We start from the raw sequence: 26,713 nt of genomic DNA on the forward strand, positions 1-26,713 counted from the left end.
TTTTATCACCTCTCATATTTACTTAACCTCTACATCAAGCAATGTTCCAGGTGAAAAGCTATTGTTTTCCAAGAACTTGATTTTAATCTGAAATACTGTATCCTCTTTTTCTTCTTTTGTCTGAGTATTTTTAGGAGTAAATTCTGATTCTGGAGATATGTAAACAACCTTTCCCTCTGCCACTTTTTTACCTTTATAATACACATTCAATACATCTTGAAGTTTTACCTTATGGCGTTTTGATTCCTCTAAATATATTTTTATATATTTATTTTCAATATCCATAATCTTAATAATGTTTGTTCCTGTTTGTACCATCTCTCCTTCATGTACAAATACATCTGTTACTATTCCACTTTTTAAACTTTTAACATCACCTTTTGAGATATTAAATTTTGCCAAATTCACCGCTGCTTTTGCTTGATTAATTGCTCCTTTTGATTGATTTTTTATGTTTTCATCTGCACCATCTGGTATACTGTCATACTTTGCCTGAGCTGATTGAAGCACACCTTCTGCCTTATCTTTTTCAAATTTGTACCTTTGAGTATCAATTTGTGCTATACTATCTGCATTTTTAACTGAACTTCCCTGCTCTACACTTAATTTATTAAGCTTTCCTGCTATTTCTGATGTAACATAATAACTCTCACATTCTATAGTTCCTGTATATCTATTTTTATCTTCTTTTTTATTTGAACAACCAGTAAATGCCAAACAAAAAATCATTAGAACAACAAAAATAACTTTTTTTCTATTCATGTAACTCACACCTCTCATTTCTTAATTCCACATAAAAATAAATCTACCATTTCATCTATCTGTTTTTCCTTATCCATTTTTATTATTTCTGGTAAAAATCTATTTTGTATAACATACATACCAACCATTCCTATAAAAGATCTTATAACAATAGCTACATCTACCTTTCTAAAACTTTCATTAAGAATTCCCTGTTCTAAAAATTTTGATATTACATCCTTGCCTTTCATAACAATGTTATTTACAAAAGCATCTCTAAGTTCACTGTTATACTGAATTTCTGTTAAAACAATTTGAAAAATATCTTGATGATTTTCAATTAGTTCAATTCTGTCCTTTAATATTTCCTTTAATATTTCTCTTTCGCCTTTTTCACTATTATCTTTTATTATCTTATTTATTCTATGCGTTATTAACTTATTTCCTAAAATTTTAGTAAGTCTTATCATCACTTTATTTAACAATTCTTCCTTGCTTTTAAAATATCTAAATATGGTCCCCTCTGCAACACCTGCTTCTTTTGCAATTTGGCTAGTTCTCGCTGCATTATATCCCTTCTCAGAAAAAATTTTTATTGCTGCTTCCAAAATCTCATTTTCCCTATTTTCTGCTGCTTTTCTCGCTGCCATACACGCACAAATAGAATCTTAACTTCTATTTGTATTCCTCCCTTCTTTATATTTACTTTATAATAATTAATGAGTGATTACTCACTTATTATATTCCTACTTTATTTCGTTGTCAACATAAGGTAACTGTGACCTTTAAAAATTTGGTAAAACTTTAGGGACAGGTCATAAAAAAAGATAACTGCGACCTTCCAATTTTTCCAAGGTCACAGTTACCTTCTAACTAAAATTCTCTCTTATTTACAGGATTAAATGTATCTAATCCTAAATGAGCATCAACAAGCCACATATTATAGTTATTATCATAAACCAATTTATATTTCCACAATTTATGATTTGGAAGAGGTTGTGGATTTGAACCTGTATAGTAAATATCCTTAAAATATTCTGAATCAGATATATATGCAGCATATTGTCCATTTTCTTGTTTTAATTCAACACTATCTAGATCAAAAATTGTTTTTGTCATAAATCCAACATAAGATTTATTTGAGTTTTTCATTTTTTGAATTAATACATTAGTTCTATCTTTTTCTTTTTGAGTAGCATTTACTATTAAATTTGAGTTTTTATTTGACATTGCAGCAAACCAATATGAATTATATTTATTTATAGTATTCATTAATTCTTCTTTTAAGTTACTATCTACTTCAAAGCTAGGATTTTCATAATCATTATTTACTGTAATGTTTGATGTATCAACATTTATTGCTTGCTTAGGTATAAATTGAGTATCACCCTTTGCAGTATACTTATCATTATTTAAATTTATATTTACAGTTCTCCAATCATTTGACACTCTAGAATTCTTTGTCGTATACGTTAAAACATATTGTTCCTTTTGGCTTTTGAATATATCTTTATAAATTTTTTCTATACTATTAATATCTGAAATAGATTTATAATCTCCTCCTGTTTGAAGAGCTAAATTTTTTAAATTCTGTGTTTCAACGTCATCCCCAATTCCAATAATATAAATAGGAATTGATAATTGCTTAGATAGATTAACTATATCATTTTCAGAATAGTAGCTTTGATTGTCAATACCATCAGTAAAAGCTATTACACATTTATGTCCAAATTGTTTATTTGTTTCTACTAAAGCAGTATATAAACTATCATAAAACGCTGTTGCACCATTAATACTTAAATTATTTATAGCATTTTTCAAACATTTTTTATCATTAGTAAATGGTTGTTCTATATTAATAGCATCATCAAAAGATATTATCTCAATTTTATCACCTGCATTATAATTAACTATATCTAAGAAATTATTGGCTGAACTTTGAGCTTGTTCAATTTTTCCGCCACTCATGCTGCCACTAATATCCATTACAAGATTTAAATTAAGTGATTCCTTTTTAGTAAGTAAATTTAAGTCTGCTATTAAATTATTATTAGATTTATTTCCGAATTTCTCAATTAATTTAAAGCATTTTCCATTAAGATTATTTATTTTAACTCCTTCATCATCAACTACATCAAAGTATACTTTTATTAGTGGAAAATTATCAGTATTAACTTGTGATATATCTATTTTAGCTTTCCTTTTAGTTTTAGTTACTTTAGTTTGTTTTTTAGGTTTATTTTCATTAACTGTTTTCTTTGGTTCTTTTGATTTTTTTGAATCAGCTGCAACTACATTATTAGATTTTTCTTGCTTTTTAGCTGTTGCATTTCCATTTTTAGCTGCTATATTTTTATAGACTAAAATTCCAATAATACAAACTAAAGCTGCAATTATAATTGAACAAATGGTAATATATTTCTTTTTGTTTACACTATTACTATAATTTCTTTCTTCTGAATCGTTCTCCACCTTTTGATTATTTCTACCTTCTTCATGATTTTTTAACTCTTGTTCACTTCTTAATCCTTGTCCGTTTTTTGTCTCTTGTTGTTTTCTTACCTTTTGTTCATCTCTCAATTCTTGACTCTTTTTTAATTCTCTATCATTTTCTTCTTGCTGATCATCTTTCGCTTTTTGTCCATCTCTTACTTGTTGTTCATTTCTCAAGTCTTGTCCATCTCTTACTTGTTGTCCATTTTCAGCTTGCTGCTCATTCTTCAATCCTTCATCATTTTGTACTTCTTCATCTGTTCTTATTTCTTTAGCTTTTGTATTTGTATTATCTGTATTACTATTCACTGTTGGACATCCACAATGTCTACAAAATTTAGAGTTTTCGTCTAATTCTGCCCCACAGTTTCTACAAAACATATTGGTCCCCTCCTAGCTAAAAAATTTTTAATTTTCTTTTCCTTGCACCTGTCCCTATCTTTTTCTGTTCTCACTTTTCACTGTGAACTGTCAACTGTGAACTGTCCTCTGTGAAGTGTGAACTATCAACTGTGACCTATGAACTGTCCTCTGTTACTTCGCTTTTGCTATACTTTGAAGTTGATAGCTTCCTGTTAATTCATTGTACAAAAATCCATATTTATATTTAAAACTCTTAACTGAACTATCTCCATCTTTATCAATCCTATAAACCTCTTGTGTAACTACAGTTCCTGATTTATTATCTTGACTTAAATTATAAGAAAGCACTCTTAATGACATTACATATTCACTTATTCCCTCTTCATAGGTATTATGAATATATTTTATCTGATCATTATATAACTTACTGCCAGGATACATATATGGTTCTACCAATGAAAAATCATCCATGTTTACAGCTTCTGTAAAATACTCTGTATAATTATTCATAAGTTCAGTAAGTTGTTCCATAGCATTATCCATCTTAGCTTCAGCTTCTGAAAAGTCTAAATAAATGCTATTCTCACTTTGATCTACTGTACATTCATTACTTTTTAAATTATGACCGCCTTTTTTAATAATAGCATACACCTTTGCATCTTTTTTTAAAGGTCCAAAATTTTTAGCATTCTTTATTGTAATACCTGTATCTCTACCATCTACAAAAATTTTTGCTTCTGGATACTCACTTTCTACTTTTATGTAACTAAGATTTTTTAATACATTAATACTTACTGTATCATTTTCACTATTAATAGTATCAATATCATAATTCTCACTTAAAGATGTATATTTACCTTTATATTTTGCTAATAGCTTATATTTTCCTGGTATAAAAGGGCCAAATTTTTTACTAAAGTTATCTACATCACTTTTTCCTATCTTTTTATTATCCAGTAAAAATTCCACCCCTTTTATGCCAGCATTCACCTTAATAAAAGTTGGCTTTATATTGATTTTATAAATAGGGAAAAAGCCTAATTTCTTATCTACCAACTCAACATTAAATATATTTTTAGAATCTTTTCTATTAAAAACATTCATATCTTTAAATTTTTCTATTTTTATAGCTTCATTTTTCAAATCTTGTATTGCTGCTTTTAACTTAGACGGATTTTGTTTTAAATACAACATCATTGATGAAATATTGTTTTTATCTATTTTTAATCTGCTCTCCTCACAACAAAGCATATTACTAACTTCAGTTTGATTATTTGATTTAATAGCTTTTTCAAATTTCAAAACTGTCTTAGATGGTTTTGAAAGTGAATTTTCTACTACAAAAAATGTAATTAATAATGCCGCAATAACTGCAATTCCTATAAGACTTATTTTGAATTTTTTAGAAAATCTACAACTATATTTTGCAGATTCATCAACATATTCATCTTCATTGGCGTTTACATTTTTTTCTTCACTAGCATCTGTAAAACTTTTATTGTTTGTATCTTCTTCTTTTATTTCACTTTTCCTTTGGTTTAAATTATATCCACATTTTGGACAAACACTTTGCCCTTCCTCTAATTCAGTACCACATTTAGTACAAAATTTCATATTTGCAACCTCCAAAATAATTAATTATTTGCTCAACTTTCCTCTATCAACTGTGACCTGTGAACTGTCAACTGTCACTTATCACTTGATACAAGATATCATTTTCCTTCACTACCCTAATATACTTTCAAATCTAATATAATATCTCTTATTGATTGAATAATATCAGTAATATGAGCATATATAATTTTTCCACAACATACAAAGATACAAATACTTACTAATATATATATTAATGCAACAATAAATACACTATGATTTTCATCAATAGGTAATTTTTCTTTAATTAAAATTCCTAAACAAACTAATGAAACAATGATTCCTGATGCAAATATTACTATACCAATTAAAGATGAGATGTATGAGAATATAATAGCTAATATTTCAAAATAAACCATTGGTACAATAGAAATTAATGCAATTTTATATATTCTAGACACTTGAATTTTTACTTTTGACAACATATTAGAAGCTATATATGTAACTAAAAATATTATAATAACTGCAACAATTATAAGTAAACAACTCTCTATAAATATTTTTCCATAAGGTAATCTTAAAAATGCCCTAACCTTATTAAACTCATTAGTTATATCTGTAATTCCACTAGAGCCCACAAAATCATTGTTAGAACTTGTCCCAAATAAATTCATAAAATTATTTATTTTTTCAATAAAACCTATAACACTTTTTTGTAAACAATTAAAAATTTGATTTAATTTCCAAACACCAATTAACCCTTGTAAAAGTATCATAATAACAGATAATTCTATTATGGTATTTTTATTACCATTTTCAACAAACTCTTTTGATGTTGTTACTGGTTTTATAAGCATTTTTGTAAATATGTTGTCTGTAAAAGATATGTTTTTTCTATTATTTGACACATTCTTATTTTTTGTATAACCTTTATAATTTTGCTTATACCCATTATCCTTTTGTTCATCTGGTTTTACTTGCTCTCTTTGTTGTTCTGCTTGTCCTTCTTTAACATTTTCTTGTTTTAAATTTTCTTGTTTGACATCTCCTTTAACCTGTTCTTGTTTTAAACTTTTCTGTTTTAATTCTTCTTCAACTTCTTCTTCAACTTCTTCTTGTGTTGATTCTTGAATTTGTTTTGCTCCACAGGACATACAAAACAAATCTCCATCTTCAATTTTTGCTCCACAATTATGACAAAATGCCATTTTATTCCCTCCTTATTTTATAATCATTAACATAATATCATATATTTTTCAATATAATCAATATATAGCATATAATTATATTTTTATGTTTTTACAATATAAATAAATATATTATAAAACTCTGGGGACAGTTCATTTATTTTTGCTATGTTTTAATAATTGTTGAAAATTGATATATATTTGGGGATATCCTATAATTAATGAGGATATCCTATAATTAAAACATGTATGTAACATAAAAATTTGCATTGTGGTAAATGTAAAATCTTTATTTTAAATATTCGTATATCATCAATATATTGACTTTTCATTAAACTGTAAGCAATTATAAATATATGAACATGGTACATTTACCATGTTTTATACAAAGATAATTACTTTTTTTACACATAGATAATTACTTTTAAGAAAAGAAAATCAATATTAATCTAACTATATACATATATTGAAATTAATGTTACAGCAATAGGGGGAAATAAACATGTTATTTTGGAGAAGCACATATTCTAAAAATAGAGATAAAAATAGTGTGTATGAATTAAAAAAGATTGAAATTGGCGGAATTGAACAATGGATTTTAATTAGAGGTAAAAACAGAGATAATCCAATCCTATTATTTTTACATGGTGGTCCTGGTTCGGCACAAATTGCTGTTTCAAAAGCATATTTTTCCAAATTAGAAGAAAACTTTATAGTGGTAAACTGGGACCAACGAGGGGCAGGCTTGTCTTATTCAAAGGATATACCTAAAAATACAATGACTGTTAAGAATTTTGTTAATGATACAAAAGAATTGATATATTATTTGCTAAATACATATAACAAGAAGAAAATATTTTTAGTGGGACATTCTTGGGGAAGTGGTTTGGGAATATTAGTTGCTGACAAATATCCTCAATTAATTCAAACATATGTAGGCATAGGACAAATAGGAGACATGCAGGAAAATGAAAAAATAGCTTATGAATATGTTTATAATTATGCTCATAAAACTAATAATATTAGAGCAATCAAACAACTAAAAAAAATTGGTGAACCTCCTTATAATAAGCTTATTAACTCCATGAGAATTAGAAGTAGGTGGACAAATAGATTTGGAGGAAAGCTTTATAAATTTGATATGAAACAGTTTATGTTAAATTTTCTTATATCATCAGAATACACTATTGCAGATGCATATAAATTTATAAAAGGAAACTCATATTCAATGAAAACAATGTGGGAAGAAGTTTCAAACTTAAATCTTTTAAACCTTGTTCCAAAGTTAAATGTACCAGTTTATTTTTTACTTGGAAAATACGATTATACAGTTCCATTTGAAATAGCTGAAAAATATTTTAATAAATTGACAGCTCCCTTCAAGGAAATTATATGGTTTAATAATTCAGCTCATTGTATACCTTTTGAAGAACCATTAAAATTTCAAAAACTATTAATTGACAAGTTAACAGATGTAAAATATTAAAAAGCTAAACTATGTTTAATAAATCAAAATTAAGGAAAACCAATGGTTTTCCTTAAAAAATCACTCGTTTTTTATTTTTTCTATGCATTTTTTTATAGAATCTAACGTAAAATTTACTTCTTCAACTGTATTAAAGTGACTAAAACTGAATCTTACAGTTCCTTGAGGAAATGTTCCAAGAGTTTTATGAGCTGATGGTGCACAATGAAGACCACATCTAGTCATTATGTTGTATTGTGAAGAAAGTAAATGAGAAATAATAGCATTATCAAAAAGTTTAAAATCCAAAGAAACTACCCCAGTTCTATTAGTAATATTATCTAATCCAATTAACTTAGCTTCTGGAATAGTTTCTATTCCGTCGATAAATATTTTTACAAGTTCAAGCTCTTTTTCGCGTATATTTTCTGTTCCTGTATTTAGTATGTACTTTAAAGCAGCATTAAGTCCAAATATTCCACAAGTGTTAGGTGTTCCCCCTTCATATTTATCCGGCATATAATCTGGCTGTTTTTCCTCTTCTGATAAACTTCCAGTACCTCCCTCTATAAGAGGCTTTACATAAGGTATAAACTCATCACTTATTAAAAAGCCACCAGTACCTTGAGGCCCTAAAAGGCTTTTATGTCCTGTAAAAGCAATAGCATGAGCATTAAGTTCTTTAAAATCCATATCACAAAAACCTGCCGTTTGTGCGCAATCAATTATAAAGAAAAGCTTATTTTCTCTACAAATTTTTCCTATATCTTTAAGTGGCAAAATTGTACCACAGACATTTGAAGCATTTGTCATTATAACAGCTTTTGTATTATGTTTTATTAATGGCTTTATATCATTAGAGTTTAGTTGTCCAAATTTATCGCATTGAACTCTAGAAAATTCTACTCCTTTAGATTGTAAAGAAGTTAAAGGGCGCATTACTGCATTATGTTCCATTGAAGATACGATTACATGATCTCCTGAATTAAGAAGTCCTTTAATAATTATATTTAAACTTTCTGTAATGTTTTTTGTGAATACAACGTTTTCAGGCTTGTGGAATTTAAAAAGTTTACATATAAGTTCACGTGTTTCATACACAACTCCTTCTGCAGTATAAGAATTTGTATAAGCTCCTCTATTAACACTACACCCTATATTAATTAAATAATTTGAAATACTCTCTGCTACACCTGGTGCTTTAGGAAAAGATGTTGCTCCATTATCAAGATATATTCCTTTCACTTGTATCACTCCTTCAAATTAAAACTTATACACATATAATATAACTTTTTCTTTACCTTCAACTTTTCATTCTTCATTTTTAACTACAAATAAATTATTATTACTTAATTCAACTTTCGCAGGTAAAAAATAGCCGCTACGGGAAATGATATCTTGCTCAGAAACCTTTCATTTTAAAGATAATTAATAGTTAATAATGAATACTTAATAATTAAGGAAATTTTGCCTTAGGGCAAAATAACTAACATATAATTTAAGATTTTTGATAAAGCAAAAATCAACCTTTATTATTAATTTTTAATTATTAATTTTTAATTGATACTAAATGTTTCTTACGCAATATATCATTTTCCTTCGCTAGACAGTATTTTTGTACTGCGAAAGTTGAGTACTTAACTTTTGCAAATAAAAATAACTACTGCAGTAAATATCGTTCACTTCCATAAATAATATTATGGGTATATGTCTATTTTACAACAGTTTATACTAAAATATAATATAAATTTTCCATAGATGAAGCTTTATCTATCACAATTTTCTATTTAACATAATTTTATACAGTTGGTATAGTTAAGATGTATTAGGAATAATTATCAAAATAATAATTAGGGAGGTTGTCTATATGTCTGAAAAAAAAGGAATTATTTTAACCGGAGCAATAGTTGGATTTCTTGCAGCACTTCTAGTTTATATGGGTAATCCAGGTAATATGGGAATATGTATTGCCTGCTTTATTAGAGATACTGCTGGAGCCTTAGGTATGCATTCTGTTGCAAAACTAAGTTTTATAAGACCTGAAGTTATAGGCATTATACTCGGCGCATTTATAATGTCTATTGCAGGAAAAGAATTTAATGTAAAAGGTGGTTCATCACCATTTATAAGATTTATACTTGGTTTTATTGTCATGGTAGGCGCACTTGTATTTTTAGGATGTCCATTGAGAATGGTATTAAGACTTGGGGGCGGAGATTTAAATGCTTTAGTTGGACTTGCTGGTTTTGCAGTAGGCATAGGAGCTGGTATTGTATTTTTAAATAAAGGTTTTACCTTAAAAAGAAATTATAAATTAAATAAATTTGAAGGATATTTATTTCCAATCATAACTATTGGACTTTTACTATTACTTTTAGCTGCACCAGCATTTATTACTCTAAAAGGTAAACATGCACCAATATGGATTGCTTTAATTGTAGGATTAGTTGTAGGTATATTAGCTCAAAGAACAAGACTTTGTATGGTTGGTGGAATTAGAGATTTGATATTATTTAAAGATAATTATTTAATTTCAGGATTCATTTCTATTTTTGTATTTGCACTAATTGGGAATTTAATATTTGGTAATTTTAAATTAGGTTTTGTAGGTCAACCAGCTTCTCATAATGACGCATTATGGAATTTCTTAGGAATGTTTGTAGCTGGATGGGGCAGTGTTCTTTTAGGCGGATGTCCTATGAGACAACTTATATTATCAGCTGAAGGTAATATAGATTCAGTAATGGCTGTTTTAGGTATGTTTGTTGGAGCAGCATTTTGTCACAATTTTGCACTTGCTTCAAGTGGCAAAGGTCCAACACCAAATGGTAAAATTGCTGTTATAATTGGTCTAATTGTGACATTAGCTATTTCTTACTATAATGTTCAAAAAGAAGTTAAATTTAAAGCGAAAGGGGATGTTAATGTTGAAGCAAATTGATGCTAGAGGTATGTCATGTCCTCAGCCAGTATTAATAGCTAAAAAGGCAACAGCTGAAAATCCTAGCGAATTTGAAATGTTAGTTGACAATGGAGCACCAAAAAACAATGTTCCAAGATTTTTAAAAAAAGCTGGATATAGTGTTGAGGTTAAAGTAGAAGAAGATTTTGTTAAATTAATAGCGAGGAGATAAAGTATGAATTATATGGCTTTATTTTACACCCATTCAGGAGCAATAAAATATGATAGGTTTATAAAAAGTAATGGATATCCTTGCGAACTTATGCCTGTTCCTAGAAAATTAAGTTCTAACTGTGGCATTGGAGCTAAATTTAGTTTTGATGGCAATATTAAAGATATAGTTTCTGAGGATATTGAAAAAATATTTACAGTAGAAAATAAGAACTATAAATTAATATTTGAAAATGATTAATGTAAATATTTAGGGACTATTCATTTGTTTTTAAAGTAAAATCAAAGGGACACATCATTTATTTTACCTGCAAATTACAGTTTAAATTAATCATGTGTCCCCTATATTTTCCTTTAATATTCAATCCCTTGCTCTCAATTTATATTTTTTATAAATATGTGTTAAGCTTCTGAAAATCTTCCTTATTTCTACTTTCTTCTCTTTACTTTTTACTTTATCTTTTACCCGTCCTTCAGTTTTCTTCACCTAAATTTTAAATTTCTGTACCAATTCATTAAGATTTTGAGCAAACTCTGCTTGATTTTGTGATGCTTGTGATGCTTGTTGTATAGAATTTGTTGTTTCATCAACATTAATTTTAATATTTCCTATATGTTCAGAAGAATTTTGAGAATTTTGAGTAAGGTTTTGAACCGTATCGCTAATCTGATTTATTGAGGCTCCCACTTGTTCTGACATTGATGCAATTTCTTCTGATATTGAGCTTACAAATTTTCCGTCTTCATCATATTGTTTTCCTACCTCTTCATATTTGTATAAAATAGGATTTATTTGTTTTACAATAAATTGAAGTAATTCATTACTATTTCCAGATAAATTATTAAAAGCATGCTCAACTTTTTCTATAGTATCTTGAATAGTTTTTACGGTTTCTGCTGATTGTTCTGCAAGTTTTCTTACTTCTTCTGCAACTACGGAAAATCCTTTTCCTTGTTCTCCTGCTCTTGCAGCTTCAATAGCTGCATTTAATGCAAGTAAATTAGTCTGTTGTGCAATTGAGGCAATTGCATTAGCCATAATTTTTATTTCATCTACAACTTTTCCATCTTCTATAGCTTTTAATATATTTTTTTCTTTTTCATTATAAATACTCTCTGTTTCTTGTAATGCACTTTTACTATTTACCTGAACAGTTTTAGCTCTACTTTTAATCTTCTCAACATTATCACTGCCTTTAGCTGCTTTTGAAGATAGTTCTTCCATACTAGAATTAACTTCCTCTATGGATGCAGTTATTTCCTCTGATGAAGCACTTGCTTCTCCAAAAGTTTTATTTATTTCCTCTGATGAACTATCCACCATTTTCATTTTAGATGTTACTTGTTTTAATACTTCTGAAAGTTCTTCAGAAGCTGCACTCATATCCTCAGAATTTTTCATTATTTGTTCTATAAGTTCTCTTATATTTTCATGTGCAGTATTTAAAGCCACTGCTGTTTGTCCAAATTCATCTTTTCTTTTAACCTCAATTGGACATGAAAAATCATATTTAGCCATTCTTTCAGCAGACTCCTTAATCTCCATTAATGGAGTAATAAAACTATTTTTTAATACAAAAGTAATGGCTATTAAATATAATATACTGATAACTGTAAATACAATGATTATTATATTTGAATTACTAAAAAATAACCCATCACTTTTGTTCGAGGCATATGACGCAGAAATTCCTGCTATCCCTATTATCAGTATAAATAAAATTATATTACAAACTGTCCATACTATTTTTTTTACAATTGGTAAATCTCTAAGATACTTTTTCATTAAATCCTCACCCCTTATTGGAATAATTAACTCACCTTTCGCAGATGAAAAATCTCCGCTGCGTGAAATGATATCTTGCTTAGAAACCTTTCAATTTAGTGACAAGTTGCAAGTGATAAGTAACAAGTTAAGCAAATTTTACCTTAAGACAAAATAACTAATATATAAAATTTAAGATTTTTATTAAAGTAAAAATCAACATTCACTTTCCTATATCAACTGTTAGCTATTTACTCAACCTATAATTTTTCCTTCACTAAATAGTATTTTCTTACTGCAAAAGTTAAGTTAATTTTATATTATTTTTCATAATATGATAATACATTATTTTTTTATAAATAATTACCTATATATACAAATAAAAACAAAGCATATCTTTATTATACAAGATTTTACGATAAATTTGTATATATTTGAAAATTTTATAAAAAATAAAAGTAATATATAAGGGACGGTTTATTAATTTAAGCTTCAAACTGTAGCTTAAATTAATGAATCGTCCCTTATATTTTCTAAAATTTAATTATGATCCCTAATCTATCATCCTTAAGTACAGTCTCTAAAGTTCCTTTATGCAGTTTAACTATTTCTAAAGATATAGCTAGTCCAAGTCCTGCTCCTTTACTACTTCTTGAGGAATCTCTTTTATAAAATCTATTAACCAAAAATTTCACTTCATCTTCTTTTATTTTTTCCTCTGTAACATTCCAAAACTCCATTGTTATGCTGCCTTTATTTTCATATAAGTTTATATTAATTTCTGTATTTTTAGCACTGTATCTTATAGCATTACTCAAAATATTTTCTAATGCTCTTATAAACTTATCTATGTCAACCTCATAGTACAGCGGCTTTTCACCAAAATCCATACATATTTCAATTTGCTTTTCCTTTAGTTGAGGAGAAAAACCTTCAATAACTTGACGTAGTAATTCCTGTAATTTTATATTTTGCTTATTTAATTCATCATTTTTCCATTTAAGCTTTGAAAAATCGAAAAATTCATCTATAAGAGTTTTTAAATATAAACTTTTTTCTTCAATAATATCTATATATCTTTCCTTTTCTTCCTCATCATCATATTTTCGTTGTTTAATAAGATTTAAAAATCCTAATATAGAGGTTAAAGGTGTCCTTAAATCATGAGATATATTTAGCAAAATCTCTTTTTCTTTTTCATCACTTTTCCTTATCTTTTCCCCCATATCATTTATTGACACAGCTAACGATGTAAGTTCATTGTTATATTTTAATGGTATTTTTTCTTTAAATTCAGAAGAATAAAGTTTACCTATCCCTCTTTCAATATGTAAAATATACCTTAGCCTTCCTTTCACAAATAATAAGAATATAATCATGAACACAATTATGGAAATACACATCATTAGAAAACCACCAACTACAGTACCATCATGTATAACTACTACATATAAATCATTATTTATTTTTTTTACTTCTATAACTCTCATCATTTCAGAATTACAATGTGTTACTTCTAAACTTTTCTTTAACATAGAAGTTTGTATACTATAAATTTTTTCTTCTATATTAGAATTTATTATTTTCCCTTTAGAATTAACAATATATACTAATGTTTTTCCGTTAAAATAATAAGGAAAAGAATCTTTCAGTTTTTTATTCATATTTTTATTTATATTTTTAGACGATTTAATATCACTTAGATTTTCTTTTATAAATCTATCTACACGCTGTCCTAATCCTTTTTTATATTGTTTTAATATAACTTCATCTTTATATTTTGATGGAAACGCCCATTGATTTATACTTTCCTCTGAAATATTTAAAACAGAAAGCATTTTAGGTAAACATGTAACTGTAATAATTAAAGCTATAATAAATAATATAAATACTTCAAAAGTCAATCCAATTCTAAATTTCCTTTTCAATTTTATACCCAACTCCCCAGACAGTTTTAATATATTTGGAATTTTTTACACTGTCATTTAGCTTTTCCCTTAAATTTCTAATATGAGTTAAAACACTATTATCACTTTCCAAAAATTTTTCTTCCCATATTCTCTCATATATTTCATTAGAAGAAAAAACCCTTCCTTTGTTTTTGGAAAGCAAGTACAAAATATCAAATTCTTTTGGAGTAAGCTGTATTTCTTTTTTATCCCTATATAAAGTATGCTCCTTGAGATTTAAATTTAAATCTTTTACTCTTATAATTTCTTTATTTTCATCACTTTCCTGAACATTCACCCTTCTTAGTATTGCAGATATTCTTAAAGAAAGTTCAACTAAATCAAAAGGTTTTGTTATATAATCATCACATCCAGAAATGAAACCTTTTATTTTATCCTGTTGGTTGTCTTTGGCAGTTAGAAATATTATAGGAATAGTTGATATTTTTCTTATATTTTTAATAGCAGTAATACCATCCATTTTAGGCATCATTATATCCATTAATATTAAATCAAACTGTTGATTTTTAATTTTATTCAAAGCACTTTCTCCATTATAAGAAACACTCACTTCATACCCATCTTTCTTCAAAAATATTGATAAAAAATCCACTATTGATTCATCATCATCTACTATTAGTATCTTATAACTCATGTTTATTCCCCCAATCAACATATCCAATTATACCAAATAAGCCCTTATATTAGAATATACGCTGCGAGAAATGATATCTTGATCTGAAACCTTTCACTTCACAAAGTAATTCTTTGCCTTAAGTATATGCAGCCAGCAAATAAAAATCGGTATAAGAACAGGAATCATTCACTTCCATAACGTACTCTAAGTCTTACTCATGTTGAAAAAAGATTTTTAAATTAATATTCCAAAGGAATTAGTAATTTAAAAATTACTTTTTTCAAATTCGTAAGACTAAGAGTACGTAAATGTCGTTCAAAGATTCCTTAATCTTATACGATTTTTATTTGCTGGCAAAATATATATTCTATGGCATAAATAAAACTCAAACTCGCTACATTAAATCAATAAGTTTTTCTTAACATAATAATAATTTAAAACTTAGCTTCAAATATTTCTCACACAATATATCATTTTCCTTCGCTAAACAGTATTTTTTTACTACAAAAGTTGAGTTATAAATTTGTAATCACATATATAAATAACCTCTTACATTAAAATACTGACACTACATTATATCTTTTTTAGTAAATATAAAATTAGTCATCCCATAGCACACTACAGTCCATACTAAAAGAACTAATATGGCAAAATGGTTATTTACAAATACGCCCAAAAATTCTGTTACCTGCCCCGCAACAATATATTCTCCACTGCTGTATGTTGAAAAAAGATAAGGTGCAATACTATGTATTATTGGATTTTTACCACCCCTTAATTGAGACATGCTTATTATAGATGTTACAACAGCTAATATTACACTCATTCCCAAGGAATTAGCATTCTTTTTAGTTATTGTAGAAATCAACAAATTTATTGATACACAAGTTATTATAAAAAGCAAACTGAATCCTCCACTTAATAATATAAATTTGAGTAATGAATATATCTTTATACTATTTATATCTGGTTTCACACCAAAACCTACCTTAGCAATTAACTCTTCATCATTAATATACTTTGTATAAAAAGCAATAGGTTCTTTATAGTTTCCAAAGCTAAGTATAACTCCAATAACTAAAAATACTATAAGTTTTAAAATTATAAATGAAAGCGCACATACTATAATTGATGATACAAATTTAGAAAATAATATTTTTTGTCTTGAAACTGGTTTTGTTACTAATAATTTTATTGTAGCTGGATTAAACTCTCCTGATACAGAATCAGAAGTTATTACTGCAATAATCAATGCAGCTATTAACATATAAAATATAACATTTACTTTTGACATAATGTTAAATGCATTTATTTCATAATTTTCTGTGGGTTTTATATTGTTTTTTAAATAGTATTCATTTAGTTTAAGTCTCTGTATATATTGTGGAAGCTGTCTATCACACTCTTTTGAGTTTGAGCTTTTAATTTTTTCTTGTAGTAATTCATTTTCTTTCTTAAGTTTTTTATGCCAATCCATATCTCTATTTTTTATTTCAAATTGCAAATTTTTATTACGATATTCTATCTCCTTCAATTTATACTCTATCTCATTTTTTCTTTCTTTCGAAATGTTTTTGTCTTGTTTTTCTTTATTTAAATATTGAACATATTCTTTACTCCTATTCAAACTTGCTTCTGGAGTTGCTTTCATTACATCTCTACACACTAAAAAAGTTATACCAACATATAAAAACAGTAATACAGCCATAACAACCATATATTTTTTAGAAAGTATAATTTTTTTTATCTCATTTTTTATTAATTTACCCACCTTAATTCTCCCCTTCTAATATCTTTATGAATTTATCCTCAAGACTGTCTTGTATCTTATAAATATCATCAATATTAATATCATTTTTGCCTATTTCTTTTATCACTTTTGAAAAATTTCCTGATTTTATATTAATCATTAAGCAATTTTCGTCAAAATCAATATTATTTATAAAATCTAAAGTTGAAAATAACTTAACTAACTTATCACATTCCCCACTATATATTTTTAATTTTTCAATATCACAAGCTTTTGTTGAAACAGATTCTACAGCTTGTATAACTCCTTTATCTATAACTGCAAAGCTAGTACATACTTGCTCAATTTCTGCTAAAATATGTGAAGATATAAAAACAGCACTATTATTTTCTTTAGCTGCACGTTTTATTATTTCTTTAAAATCATGCATACCAATAGGATCTAACCCATTTGTTGGCTCGTCTAATATCAAGAGCTTAGGCTTTGCTAATATAGCTTGTCCTAGTCCTAATCTTTGTTTCATTCCCAGGGAATATTTTTTTACTTTATCGTTAATTCTCTCACTTAATCCTATAAGTTCTACCACTTCATCTATTCTTTTTTGAGATATGTCCCCATACATATCTGCATAAAATCTTAAGTTCTGCATTCCTGTAAAATCGTTATACATATCTGGATTTTCAACTATACATCCTACATTTCTTAATGCTTCATTTCTTTGTTTTTGTACATCTTTTCCCATTATCTTAATTGTTCCTTTATTTGGAGCTATAAGTCCTACTAGCATTCTTATTGTAGTGGTTTTTCCTGCTCCGTTAGGCCCTAAAAATCCAAATATTTCTCCAGCCTTTACAGATAAATTTACTCCTTTTATTATTTCTTTTTTACCAATTCTTTTGTAAATATCCTTAACCTCAAGAACATTCATCTTTTTGCCTCCAATCTAATGAAAAAATTAATAGTTGAACTGTTAACTATCAACTTTCATTGTCTATACTTGATGCCACATTTCCATTATAGATAACAAAAATCAAGTAAAAAAAAATAAATAATAAAGAAAATCTAAAGATTATAGACAAGGTAAATCTTTGTGTAAATATAATCAATATATGTCTATTTATTACATAATTTAAGAATTAATGTTATAATTAAGATGAAATGAACAAAATTATGCTTTGAGATTTAGAAAACGACATGGGATATTTTGATGAAGTTGATAAAAAAATGCTTGAACTATGTATTATATAAGTAAAGTTTTATGTTAAAACATAGTTTTATGATAAAATTAGGGAAAAATACTAATGCTCTTTATATTTCTTCGGAGGTGAGTTTTGTGAAAATTGCAGCAGTGTACGGTACAGAACATAAAGGTAGCACTTATCATATTTCTCAATTATTTTTAGAAAAACTAAAACCAGAAACAAGTGAAGTTACAGAATTCTTTCTTCCTAAAGACATGCCAAATTTTTGCTGCGGATGCGGTTCCTGTTTTATTAATGGTGAAAAAACGTGTCCTCACTATAGTAAAATCAATCCAATCAAAGAAGCAATTGAAAAGGCTGATTTAATTATTTTTTCAAGCCCTGTATATGTTTTTCATGTGACTGGACAGATGAAAGCATTCCTTGATCATTTTGGATTTCAATGGATGGTACATCGTCCTAACAAAGCTATGTTTTCCAAGATGGCATTAGTCATATCAACTGCTGCAGGTGCTGGAATGAAATCAACCAATAAAGATATTGTGGATAGCTTGAACTTTTGGGGAGTGGGCAAAACATTCACTTACGGCAAGGCAGTTGCTTCATTAGACTGGAAAGGTGTATCAGAAAAAAAGAAAGAAAAAATTGAAAATGATGTAGCAAAATTGTCTTCTAAAATTCTACATAAACGTAATAATGTAAAACCTAGTTTAAAGGTAAAATCTCTTTTTTATTTTGCACGCTTTTTACACAAAAAAATTACTATGCTTCCTAATGATAGAGAATATTGGGAAAAACAAGGCTGGTTAAAGCACAAACGACCTTGGTAATGTAAAAATAAGAATACATTAGTAGGTTCAGATAAATTTATTAAGATGGAGTTTTGTCATTAGCTCCACTTTTCCCATTCTTTTTTAGTCAAAGCATATTGTATCGCATTGTAAAACTTCCCCTTCTTTAAATACTTTTCTTTAGCAACACCTTCATACTGTAAATTGTTTTTCAACATAACTTTTTCAGAAGAAATATTTCCATCATAATACTCTGCATTTATTCTATTTAAACCAATATCTTCGAATCCAAAGTTTAAAACTGCTTGTAGTGCTTCTGTCATAAAGCCCTTATTCCAATATTTTTTTGCCAATATGTAAGAAGTCTCCGCAGATTGATTATTTACATCCACTTCATGCAAATTAATTATACCTATTAACTCTTTACTACTTTTTAATTCAATTCCCCACTGAAAAAAGGTATTATTAGAATATAAATTAATCCAGTTTTGTAATCTAACCTTTACCTGCTCAATTGATTTACTTGGTTCCCAAGGTAAATATTTCATAGTCTCTTCTAAGCTTGCCCAATTTTTAAATATATTTTCTGCATCTTCTATTACAAGTTTTCTAAGAACAATCCTTTTTGTTTCTATAATTTGTGTTCCCAATAAATTCATTCAATTTCCTCCCTATATAATAGATTTAATTATAATAATTATTTCAATTCTTTAATATATTTCGTATCAAATTTATTGTTTAGGATTTTATATGTCTTTTCGACACCATATTTATCTTCAACATTGATAAATTGTAAATCTTCACTATATATATCCAAACTTGCACATATGACAATTTCTTTATCATCCTCAGCACTTATATCAACCACATATTCATCCCCACTTTTAGGATATAGAATATTTTCCTTGCATTCCAAAACTTTAACTTTATCTAAATAAGATAGAAAATTATTAATTTTATCCTTATCTTTACACGTAAAATAACCTTTATGTTTATATGGATTTTGTCCACTTATACTTAATCTTATTGCGTTTAAATTACTTCTTTTGTATCCACTTAATACTAAATTCCCAAGATATCCTCTTTTGGGAGATACAATGTACACAATACCTCCAATTATCAAAACAAATATCACAATAATGATAATACTTTTTAAATTTTTCATAATATCAGCCCCTTCCCATTCTATATTTATTTTACCATAAAATAGGAAACAACAAATCATTATTAGTTTTTCTTATTACATTTATAATTTTTTGTGATATTTAATTTTTGTACTTGTATAGATATCTCTATTAAATATTCATTCTGTGATTTAGCTGAAAGATATCCTATAAGTTCATTCTCATAAGCATCTCCTATAATTTCATATCCACTCTTTTCTATAAAATTCATCAGCTTTTTATAAGAAATATGTGTTGTGTCATAACCTCCTATATGATTAATACATGCATAAATCCCCCTTGGTTTAACATTAGCATGATCATTTATAATTTTACTGTTTAGCATAATAAAAATAGCCTTTATTTTATTAAACTTTCCTTTAAGTATATCTTCTTTTCTTATAATACCTCCAATAGAATTTCCATTATCAAATTCCTCTTTATTTTTACATTCCTTAATAAACTCAATAATTTTTGCCATTATTTTTTTATAATCATCGCTCTTAACATTAGAAGTCAAAATATATCTAGGATTACACTGTATAAAATAAGGTTCCGTGTTAAATCGCTGATTTATAGCTTTTTCTAGCCTTAAGGATTTATTTTTTATTTTGCTACTAATATGTCTTAGCCTATCAATTTGCTTATTTATTAATTGACTTTTTTTCTTAAGTAACCCTACTAAACTTTCAATATCTTTATTACTTAGATATGACTTGATTTCTTTTAGTGGAACCCCTATTTCCTTTAAACTTATTAATGTATCTAATGCCTCAAATTGGCTCAAAGAATAATATCTGAAGTTATTTTCATCCTTATACACTGGAGAAAAAACACCAGATTTATCATAATAAATCAAAGTTTGCTTAGACACATTTGCTAACTTTGCAAATTCTCCTGTGGAAAAATACTCTTTCTCTTTCATATTTTCAATTCCTTTCAAAAAATTCTTGCCTATATAGTTACTATATATCCTATTATTATATTAGTAAATATTTAAAGTAAGGAGGAGTATCTATGGAAAATACATTTTCTCAAAAAACATCATTTAAGGAATTCTTTAAATTTATTTATCCACCAATCTTATCTATGCTTTTTTTATCATTATATACAATCATGGATGGAGTATTTGTATCTCGCAAAATTGGTTCTAATGCCTTAGCTAGTATTAACATTATACTTCCCATGATTAACCTGTTGTGTGGTATAGGTATTATGTTTGCAACTGGCGGTAGTGCTTTAATATCTATTTCATTGGGAAAAAATAATTTAAAAGAAGCTAATAATAGATTTACCATAATTCTTTTATTTTCTTTAATAATTGGGATTATTTTTAGTGTTGTAGGACTTTTGTTTAATGAAAATTTATTTACTCTTTTAGGCGCTACAAAAACTTTAATGAATTATTGTAAGAGCTATGGAATAATTATTTTAATATGTGCTCCATTTTACATACTTAAAACAGTTTTTGAGTATTTTACAAGAGTAGATGGTGCCTTTAACTTTAGTCTATTAGCTTCTTTATTAGGTGGTTTAATTGATTTGATACTTAATTATGTATTCATATATCAATTAAATTTAGGTATTAAAGGTGCTGCTTTATCAACCCTTATAGGCTCTGCTACTTCAACTGTTTTATGCACCTTATATTTTATAAGTAAAAAATCTACATTAAAATACGTTAAGCCAACATTAGATTTAAGATTATTGAAAGCTACTATATATATTGGTTCATCTGAAATGGTAACTCAATTATCTTCTGCAATAACTACGTTGTTTTTTAATTATATAGCTCTTAAATATGCAGGTGAAAATGGAGTTGCAACAATTACAATAATATTGTTTATTCAATTCGTAATGACATCAGTGTATTTAGGACATATTGCCGGTGTTTCACCTGTTATTAGTTTTAATTATGGTGCTAAAAATTCAATGAAAATCAAGGAATATCATTTATACTCAAAAATTTTTATTATAATCTCCTCAATAATAATATTTATTTTGTGTTTTTCTTTATCTCCAATTATTGTTAAGATATTCATATCTGAAACAAGTATTGTATATAAACTAACATTAAATGGATTAAAAATTTTTGCATTTTCATTTTTAGCTTCAGGATTAAACATTTATGCATCTGGGCTATTTACAGCTTTATCTAATGGAAAAATTTCAGCATTGCTTTCTTTTTCAAGAACTTTTTTATTTTGCATTATAGGTTTTTTGTCATTACCCAACTTTTTTAAGTTGAATGGATTATGGTTAGTAGTTCCTTTTGCAGAATTTTGTTCCCTTTTTGTTTCATTATTTTTCTTAAAAAAATATAAAAAGGTTTATTTATATTAAGTATATTAAGGGACGGTTCATTTATTTTTACTGCAAATTACAGCTTAAATTAATGAACCGTCCCCCAGTTTCATTTGCTTATTATTTTTCCTGTACTTGTGAATATTTGTACAACCATTTAGACAAGGGCCCCATGAGTTTGTGAAGCGCTGGCATCAGAATAATAGTTAGTATAATTCCTAACAAGCACGCTAATAGAATTGTACTAACACCATAATGTAATATCTTCTCAGCGGTATATAAGAACCAAACACTAGGTAGTAAAAAAATAATTGATGTGATTACTCCTGGCACATAGTGTTTAAATCGTATGCATATCAACATATGAATAAAAACTAAATGTAAAGCAAACCCCAAAAAATCACCATACCAAAGAAAATAATTTTGAAAGATTACAGAAAATAAACTAATAAGTGAATGAAGCAAAAATACAATTTCTACTCCAATGGAAAAAGTTGGTGTATGACAGTTATGTACATAATTTAAGCCAAACGGCTGCCTTTTTGGGAAAGTTGTGTTAATCGCTTTTCTATAGCGATTACCCCATACTTTTGCCATAATAATTTCTTCGAAGTCATGAAGCATAAATATAATAGGAAGCATCCAGACAATAAAACTCATAGTATTCATAAAATTCCCCCCTTTAATTGACACATTTGTGTCGATTGACATTATCTATTATAATATATGGAGAATCAAATTCAATAATTATGGTACAAAAGCTACAAATTAGAAGATTTGTGACGATAGAGGAGGAAACATTATGCCCCATAAAAATAAAGGAAATCCAGTATCTAATAAGTCAAAAATGTGGATGGAGAATGCTCTGTTAAAACTAATGCAAACGGAAAATTATGATGAAATTACAATACAAGAAATTACGGATAATGCTGGGCTTTCAAGACGGACTTTTTATCGTAACTACTCCTCGAAGGATGAAATTATAGAAGGGTATTTTTACAAAATTTGGTGTGAATACGAATCACTTATTCGGAAGCAACTAGACTTAACCTTGCCTAATGTTGCCAGAATATTTTTTACAGTGATGAAAAAGCATATCGATTTTTTATCACTCGTTAACCGTCATAACTTACTTCCACTTTTTCTTTCAAAGGTTGATAAACTTTTGCCTCAAGCTTTTTATGAGGTAAAAGGTAAAAATATGCCTTTTTCCAAAGAAAGTATTCAGTACGCTTTGACATTCAGCACTGGCGGATTTATGTGTATCCTTATCCAGTGGCTAAATGACAGCGGGCAGAAATCTCCCAAACAAATGGCATCAATTGTAAAAGACATTATTTCAATGTGTAATTATTCGAATCCCATAAAAAAACAATAAATCATGAAATTATCTTCAGTGAGGAATGACTCCTAACAATAAATATTTGAAAAAAGTGTGTTTCAAATTTAAGAAAAGCTTATTTATTTAACTCAACTTTCGCAGGTGAAAAATAGCCGCTACGGTAAATGATATCTTGCTTAGAAACCTTTCACTTCAGTAACAAGTTCTAAGCTTTACTCATATTGAAAAAAGATTTTTTAATTAATATTCCGTAGGAATCAGTAATTAAAAAATAACTTTTTTCAAATTCGTAAAGCTAAGAACTTGTAAACTTTGTTCAAATGTTTCTTACGCAAGATATCATTTCCCTTCGCTAAGAAGTGTTTTTTTACTGCGAAAGTTGAGTTATTTAACAAATTAAGGTGCTCTGAATTAAACAGAGCACCTTAATAATTATTTCAATCCTTCAATATATTTCATATCAAATTCATCATTTAAAATTTTATATGTCTTTTCAGCATCATCTTTATCTTTAACAGAAATAAGCTGTAAATCCTTATCACATATACTTAAACTTGCACATACGCTAATTTCTTTATCATTTTCAGTACTTATATCAACTGTATATTCATCACCACTTCCAAAATACACAGACCCTTTTTTATATTCTACAACTTTCATTTTCTCTAAATAAGATAAGAACTTATTGATTTTCTCTTTATCTTTACATGTAAATTTACCTTGATCTGTAATCTTCACTTTACCTGTAGTTATATCCATATTGAAACCATTTACTCTTATTGCATTAAAATTACTTCCTTTATATTCACTCAATACCAAATCTCCTAAATATCCTCTTTTTGGGGATACAATGTACACAATACCTCCGACTATCAAAGCACATATAACAATAATAATAATTTTTTTTGAATTTTTCATGATATCAGCCCCTTATATTTGCTACAAAAATTCTACTCTATTAATACTATAATAATTATTTCAAACCTTCAATATATTTCATATCAAATTCATTGTTTAGCACTTTATATGTCCTCTCAAAACCATCTTTATCCTCAACATTAATAAGTTGTAAATTTTTTTCACATATAGTTAAATTTGCACACGTCCTAATTTCTTTATCATCTTCAGTATTTATATCAATTATATATATCCTTTTTTTAGAATATTCAAAACTTTCCTCGTATTCCACAACTTTAACTTTATCTAAATAAGATAAAAACTTATTGATTTTATCTTTATTTTTACACGTAAAATCTCCGTTACCTTTGTGTGGAGTTTCACTATTTATATTTACTCTTATTGAATTAAAATTACTTCCTTTATACTTACTTAATACCAAATCTCCTAAAAATCCTTTCTTTGGTAATATAATGTACATAATACCTCCAACTATCAAAGCACATATAACAATAATAATAATTTTTTTTAAATTTTTCATGATGTCAGCCCCTTCCTATTTTATCCTTATTTTACCACAACGCAGTAAAAATTGGGGGACGGTTCATTTATTTTTGCTGCAAATCACAGCTTAAATTAATGAACCGTCCCCTATTTACCTACCGCCTGCACACTCGTTGCAAGGATCTTTATGTCCTAACTTTATAGCTTCTTCCAAAGTTCCTTGTAAAACCTTTTTACTTCTTTTTAAAGTTTTGCAATTTCTATTAAAGTGATAAGATTTTCCATGCTGCGTAAAATACACTGTCTTTTTACTATTAGAATTTGTATTATTAGAACTTGTAGAGTTATTATTAGAGATTTTGTAATTATTGTTTGTAGCGTTGTCACCATATTTTTTTACTTGTGTTTTACTGCTTCTACTTTTATGTGAACTTCCAATTCCACTATATTTATAATCCCCTGTTTTCTTATCAAAAGTTATTTTAGTTCCATTACTTGTTGCAACAATAGTTCCACATTCATCTGTTCTATACACATGTATATTTTTAGATTTAAGCTTGTCCATTGTTGGTTTATGAGGATGTCCATAATCATTGTCCTTACCACAGCTTATAACTGCATATTTAGGATTAACTTTAGCCAAGAAAGCATCTGTAGTAGATGAACTACTGCCGTGATGACCTACTTTTAAAACATCCGCACTAATATCTAATTGAGTTCTTAAAATTTCATCTTCACTTATATCTTCAGCATCGCCAGTAAATATAAAGCTGTTATTTCCAAATTTAAGTTTCATAACTATTGAATAATTATTTACATCCTTATATTCCGGGCTGTTTGGAGCTACTATTGTACATACTGCATCACCAAGTTTAAAATTAGAGCCAACTTTAGGTGTAGTAATTTTTTTACCCTTACTTTTTATAGCAGTTATTACATCTCTATATGTTCTAGTAGTAGAAGTTACTTTTGGCATATAAATTGTGCCTACATCAAAATTTTTTATAGCAGCATCAAGACCTCCAATATGATCTTCATGAGGATGAGTACCAATGATGTAATCTAATTTTTTAACACCTTTTTTCTTTAAGTAACTTACAACTAAATCACTATCATCATTGTTTCCAGCATCAATTAACATATTAAAACCCTTTTGCTGTACTAAAATAGAATCAGCTTGTCCAACATCAATATAATGTACTTTCAACTCTCCATTAACTTCTGCATTTGAACTTAAATTATTTTCTGTTGTACTTTTTTGTGAACTACCTGCCGATCCACAACCAACTAAAGAAATTATAAAAATTAACATTATAAATAAATTCAAAAAACGTTTTTTAACAATTTTCATCTAAATGTTCCTCGCTTTCCCACCATATTTCTTCTTAAGTTTAGTACACAATAACTAAAAATTCAACAACTTTTGCACGACAA

Annotated in this window: 25 protein-coding genes; 7 read left to right on the forward strand and 18 right to left on the reverse strand. The window is 27.5% G+C overall.

All coding sequences use genetic code 11. The annotated features are described in order from the left end of the window. Window positions 1-18: 18 nt before the first annotated feature. The 5 genes from ACFIJ5_RS14150 to ACFIJ5_RS14170 all read right to left on the reverse strand — a co-directional run bounded on the left by ACFIJ5_RS14150 (window position 19) and on the right by ACFIJ5_RS14170 (window position 6,398). Window positions 19-762 carry an HlyD family secretion protein gene (locus tag ACFIJ5_RS14150; protein ID WP_379808144.1) on the reverse strand — a complete coding sequence of 248 codons (744 nt, stop codon included), beginning with the start codon at window positions 760-762 and terminating at the stop codon, window positions 19-21. 14 nt (window positions 763-776) lie between these two features. Beyond that, entirely contained in the window at window positions 777-1,391 is a 615-nt protein-coding gene (locus ACFIJ5_RS14155; protein ID WP_379808146.1) for a TetR/AcrR family transcriptional regulator, read from the reverse strand. A gap of 223 nt (window positions 1,392-1,614) precedes the next feature. Then, window positions 1,615-3,615: a VWA domain-containing protein gene (locus ACFIJ5_RS14160; RefSeq protein ID WP_379808148.1), complete on the reverse strand. Its 2,001-nt coding sequence runs from the start codon at window positions 3,613-3,615 to the stop codon at window positions 1,615-1,617. A 153-nt stretch (window positions 3,616-3,768) separates the two neighbouring features. Beyond that, the gene (locus tag ACFIJ5_RS14165; protein WP_379808150.1) at window positions 3,769-5,211 is read right to left on the reverse strand and encodes a zinc ribbon domain-containing protein; all 1,443 of its coding nucleotides are present in this window, start codon (window positions 5,209-5,211) and stop codon (window positions 3,769-3,771) included. 116 nt (window positions 5,212-5,327) lie between these two features. After that, entirely contained in the window at window positions 5,328-6,398 is a 1,071-nt protein-coding gene (locus tag ACFIJ5_RS14170; RefSeq protein ID WP_379808152.1) for a zinc ribbon domain-containing protein, read from the reverse strand. Between the two features lie 481 nt (window positions 6,399-6,879). On the opposite strand from ACFIJ5_RS14170, the gene ACFIJ5_RS14175 reads away from it, so the two are divergent. After that, window positions 6,880-7,863: an alpha/beta fold hydrolase gene (locus ACFIJ5_RS14175; protein WP_379808154.1), complete on the forward strand. Its 984-nt coding sequence runs from the start codon at window positions 6,880-6,882 to the stop codon at window positions 7,861-7,863. A gap of 60 nt (window positions 7,864-7,923) precedes the next feature. On the opposite strand, the gene ACFIJ5_RS14180 is transcribed toward ACFIJ5_RS14175, so the two are convergent. Then, window positions 7,924-9,087, reverse strand: coding sequence for an aminotransferase class V-fold PLP-dependent enzyme (locus tag ACFIJ5_RS14180; RefSeq protein ID WP_379808156.1), 1,164 nt, complete (start codon window positions 9,085-9,087; stop codon window positions 7,924-7,926). Window positions 9,088-9,709: 622 nt separating this feature from the next. Here ACFIJ5_RS14180 and yedE point away from each other — a divergent pair. From yedE to ACFIJ5_RS14195, 3 genes are read left to right on the forward strand one after another with little or no spacing between them, the layout of a single operon-like run. After that, complete coding sequence (yedE, locus tag ACFIJ5_RS14185) at window positions 9,710-10,783, forward strand: YedE family putative selenium transporter (RefSeq protein WP_379808158.1); 1,074 nt, start codon at window positions 9,710-9,712, stop codon at window positions 10,781-10,783. Then, window positions 10,767-10,976 (forward strand): sulfurtransferase TusA family protein, encoded by a 210-nt coding sequence (locus ACFIJ5_RS14190; RefSeq protein ID WP_379808160.1) that lies wholly within the window; start codon window positions 10,767-10,769, stop codon window positions 10,974-10,976. The genes yedE and ACFIJ5_RS14190 overlap by 17 nt, the downstream gene beginning before the upstream one ends. Window positions 10,977-10,979: 3 nt before the next feature. Next, window positions 10,980-11,216, forward strand: a complete 237-nt coding sequence (locus ACFIJ5_RS14195) for a DUF3343 domain-containing protein (RefSeq protein ID WP_379808162.1) — start codon at window positions 10,980-10,982, stop codon at window positions 11,214-11,216. 246 nt (window positions 11,217-11,462) lie between these two features. Here ACFIJ5_RS14195 and ACFIJ5_RS14200 read toward each other — a convergent pair whose 3' ends face one another. The 5 genes from ACFIJ5_RS14200 to ACFIJ5_RS14220 form a co-directional block, all read right to left on the reverse strand. Further along, window positions 11,463-12,761 carry a methyl-accepting chemotaxis protein gene (locus ACFIJ5_RS14200; RefSeq protein ID WP_379808164.1) on the reverse strand — a complete coding sequence of 433 codons (1,299 nt, stop codon included), beginning with the start codon at window positions 12,759-12,761 and terminating at the stop codon, window positions 11,463-11,465. Window positions 12,762-13,273: 512 nt separating this feature from the next. Next, on the reverse strand, window positions 13,274-14,668 hold the full coding sequence (locus tag ACFIJ5_RS14205; protein WP_379808166.1) for a sensor histidine kinase: 1,395 nt from the start codon (window positions 14,666-14,668) through the stop codon (window positions 13,274-13,276). Further along, complete coding sequence (locus ACFIJ5_RS14210) at window positions 14,652-15,344, reverse strand: response regulator transcription factor (RefSeq protein ID WP_379808168.1); 693 nt, start codon at window positions 15,342-15,344, stop codon at window positions 14,652-14,654. The genes ACFIJ5_RS14205 and ACFIJ5_RS14210 overlap by 17 nt, the downstream gene beginning before the upstream one ends. A gap of 550 nt (window positions 15,345-15,894) precedes the next feature. Continuing rightward, window positions 15,895-17,097: an ABC transporter permease subunit gene (locus ACFIJ5_RS14215; protein ID WP_379808170.1), complete on the reverse strand. Its 1,203-nt coding sequence runs from the start codon at window positions 17,095-17,097 to the stop codon at window positions 15,895-15,897. 1 nt (window position 17,098) lies between these two features. After that, window positions 17,099-18,004: an ABC transporter ATP-binding protein gene (locus ACFIJ5_RS14220; protein ID WP_379808172.1), complete on the reverse strand. Its 906-nt coding sequence runs from the start codon at window positions 18,002-18,004 to the stop codon at window positions 17,099-17,101. A gap of 405 nt (window positions 18,005-18,409) precedes the next feature. On the opposite strand from ACFIJ5_RS14220, the gene ACFIJ5_RS14225 reads away from it, so the two are divergent. Continuing rightward, complete coding sequence (locus ACFIJ5_RS14225; RefSeq protein ID WP_379808174.1) at window positions 18,410-19,108, forward strand: flavodoxin family protein; 699 nt, start codon at window positions 18,410-18,412, stop codon at window positions 19,106-19,108. A 59-nt stretch (window positions 19,109-19,167) separates the two neighbouring features. On the opposite strand, the gene ACFIJ5_RS14230 is transcribed toward ACFIJ5_RS14225, so the two are convergent. The 3 genes from ACFIJ5_RS14230 to ACFIJ5_RS14240 all read right to left on the reverse strand — a co-directional run bounded on the left by ACFIJ5_RS14230 (window position 19,168) and on the right by ACFIJ5_RS14240 (window position 21,157). Then, complete coding sequence (locus ACFIJ5_RS14230) at window positions 19,168-19,728, reverse strand: GNAT family N-acetyltransferase (protein ID WP_379808176.1); 561 nt, start codon at window positions 19,726-19,728, stop codon at window positions 19,168-19,170. 38 nt (window positions 19,729-19,766) lie between these two features. Further along, window positions 19,767-20,234 carry a hypothetical protein gene (locus ACFIJ5_RS14235; RefSeq protein ID WP_379808178.1) on the reverse strand — a complete coding sequence of 156 codons (468 nt, stop codon included), beginning with the start codon at window positions 20,232-20,234 and terminating at the stop codon, window positions 19,767-19,769. Window positions 20,235-20,296: 62 nt separating this feature from the next. Further along, window positions 20,297-21,157, reverse strand: a complete 861-nt coding sequence (locus ACFIJ5_RS14240) for a MerR family transcriptional regulator (RefSeq protein ID WP_379808180.1) — start codon at window positions 21,155-21,157, stop codon at window positions 20,297-20,299. Window positions 21,158-21,249: 92 nt separating this feature from the next. Here ACFIJ5_RS14240 and ACFIJ5_RS14245 point away from each other — a divergent pair, with 92 nt between their 5' ends. After that, the gene (locus tag ACFIJ5_RS14245) at window positions 21,250-22,575 is read left to right on the forward strand and encodes an MATE family efflux transporter (protein WP_379808182.1); all 1,326 of its coding nucleotides are present in this window, start codon (window positions 21,250-21,252) and stop codon (window positions 22,573-22,575) included. A gap of 81 nt (window positions 22,576-22,656) precedes the next feature. Here the strand turns inward: ACFIJ5_RS14245 and ACFIJ5_RS14250 are convergent, their stop codons facing one another. Further along, on the reverse strand, window positions 22,657-23,205 hold the full coding sequence (locus tag ACFIJ5_RS14250; RefSeq protein ID WP_379808184.1) for an HXXEE domain-containing protein: 549 nt from the start codon (window positions 23,203-23,205) through the stop codon (window positions 22,657-22,659). A 133-nt stretch (window positions 23,206-23,338) separates the two neighbouring features. Here ACFIJ5_RS14250 and ACFIJ5_RS14255 point away from each other — a divergent pair, with 133 nt between their 5' ends. Further along, window positions 23,339-23,914, forward strand: coding sequence for a TetR/AcrR family transcriptional regulator (locus ACFIJ5_RS14255; RefSeq protein WP_379808186.1), 576 nt, complete (start codon window positions 23,339-23,341; stop codon window positions 23,912-23,914). Window positions 23,915-24,310: 396 nt separating this feature from the next. On the opposite strand, the gene ACFIJ5_RS14260 is transcribed toward ACFIJ5_RS14255, so the two are convergent. The 3 genes from ACFIJ5_RS14260 to ACFIJ5_RS14270 all read right to left on the reverse strand — a co-directional run bounded on the left by ACFIJ5_RS14260 (window position 24,311) and on the right by ACFIJ5_RS14270 (window position 26,630). Next, a complete protein-coding gene (locus ACFIJ5_RS14260; protein WP_379808188.1) occupies window positions 24,311-24,796 on the reverse strand; it encodes a hypothetical protein in 486 nt (161 codons plus the stop codon). A 55-nt stretch (window positions 24,797-24,851) separates the two neighbouring features. Beyond that, window positions 24,852-25,316 carry a hypothetical protein gene (locus ACFIJ5_RS14265; protein WP_379808190.1) on the reverse strand — a complete coding sequence of 155 codons (465 nt, stop codon included), beginning with the start codon at window positions 25,314-25,316 and terminating at the stop codon, window positions 24,852-24,854. 114 nt (window positions 25,317-25,430) lie between these two features. After that, window positions 25,431-26,630 carry a ComEC/Rec2 family competence protein gene (locus tag ACFIJ5_RS14270; RefSeq protein WP_379808192.1) on the reverse strand — a complete coding sequence of 400 codons (1,200 nt, stop codon included), beginning with the start codon at window positions 26,628-26,630 and terminating at the stop codon, window positions 25,431-25,433. Window positions 26,631-26,713 lie beyond the last annotated feature (83 nt).

It is taken from the genome of Haloimpatiens myeolchijeotgali (assembly GCF_042688525.2).
Lineage (GTDB): Bacteria > Bacillota > Clostridia > Clostridiales > Clostridiaceae > Haloimpatiens.

Excerpts from the sequence above, each read along its gene's own strand:
- ACFIJ5_RS14150 (WP_379808144.1), bottom strand. The coding sequence starts at position 762 with ATGAATAGAAAAAAAGTTATTTTTGTTGTTCTAATGATTTTTTGTTTG.
- ACFIJ5_RS14155 (WP_379808146.1), bottom strand. The coding sequence starts at position 1,391 with ATGGCAGCGAGAAAAGCAGCAGAAAATAGGGAAAATGAGATTTTGGAA.
- ACFIJ5_RS14160 (WP_379808148.1), bottom strand. The coding sequence starts at position 3,615 with ATGTTTTGTAGAAACTGTGGGGCAGAATTAGACGAAAACTCTAAATTT.
- ACFIJ5_RS14165 (WP_379808150.1), bottom strand. The coding sequence starts at position 5,211 with ATGAAATTTTGTACTAAATGTGGTACTGAATTAGAGGAAGGGCAAAGT.
- ACFIJ5_RS14170 (WP_379808152.1), bottom strand. The coding sequence starts at position 6,398 with ATGGCATTTTGTCATAATTGTGGAGCAAAAATTGAAGATGGAGATTTG.
- ACFIJ5_RS14175 (WP_379808154.1), top strand. The coding sequence starts at position 6,880 with ATGTTATTTTGGAGAAGCACATATTCTAAAAATAGAGATAAAAATAGT.
- yedE (WP_379808158.1), top strand. The coding sequence starts at position 9,710 with ATGTCTGAAAAAAAAGGAATTATTTTAACCGGAGCAATAGTTGGATTT.
- ACFIJ5_RS14190 (WP_379808160.1), top strand. The coding sequence starts at position 10,767 with ATGTTGAAGCAAATTGATGCTAGAGGTATGTCATGTCCTCAGCCAGTA.
- ACFIJ5_RS14195 (WP_379808162.1), top strand. The coding sequence starts at position 10,980 with ATGAATTATATGGCTTTATTTTACACCCATTCAGGAGCAATAAAATAT.
- ACFIJ5_RS14200 (WP_379808164.1), bottom strand. The coding sequence starts at position 12,761 with ATGAAAAAGTATCTTAGAGATTTACCAATTGTAAAAAAAATAGTATGG.
- ACFIJ5_RS14210 (WP_379808168.1), bottom strand. The coding sequence starts at position 15,344 with ATGAGTTATAAGATACTAATAGTAGATGATGATGAATCAATAGTGGAT.
- ACFIJ5_RS14220 (WP_379808172.1), bottom strand. The coding sequence starts at position 18,004 with ATGAATGTTCTTGAGGTTAAGGATATTTACAAAAGAATTGGTAAAAAA.
- ACFIJ5_RS14230 (WP_379808176.1), bottom strand. The coding sequence starts at position 19,728 with ATGAATTTATTGGGAACACAAATTATAGAAACAAAAAGGATTGTTCTT.
- ACFIJ5_RS14235 (WP_379808178.1), bottom strand. The coding sequence starts at position 20,234 with ATGAAAAATTTAAAAAGTATTATCATTATTGTGATATTTGTTTTGATA.
- ACFIJ5_RS14240 (WP_379808180.1), bottom strand. The coding sequence starts at position 21,157 with ATGAAAGAGAAAGAGTATTTTTCCACAGGAGAATTTGCAAAGTTAGCA.
- ACFIJ5_RS14245 (WP_379808182.1), top strand. The coding sequence starts at position 21,250 with ATGGAAAATACATTTTCTCAAAAAACATCATTTAAGGAATTCTTTAAA.
- ACFIJ5_RS14250 (WP_379808184.1), bottom strand. The coding sequence starts at position 23,205 with ATGAATACTATGAGTTTTATTGTCTGGATGCTTCCTATTATATTTATG.
- ACFIJ5_RS14255 (WP_379808186.1), top strand. The coding sequence starts at position 23,339 with ATGCCCCATAAAAATAAAGGAAATCCAGTATCTAATAAGTCAAAAATG.
- ACFIJ5_RS14260 (WP_379808188.1), bottom strand. The coding sequence starts at position 24,796 with ATGAAAAATTCAAAAAAAATTATTATTATTGTTATATGTGCTTTGATA.
- ACFIJ5_RS14265 (WP_379808190.1), bottom strand. The coding sequence starts at position 25,316 with ATGAAAAATTTAAAAAAAATTATTATTATTGTTATATGTGCTTTGATA.
- ACFIJ5_RS14270 (WP_379808192.1), bottom strand. The coding sequence starts at position 26,630 with ATGAAAATTGTTAAAAAACGTTTTTTGAATTTATTTATAATGTTAATT.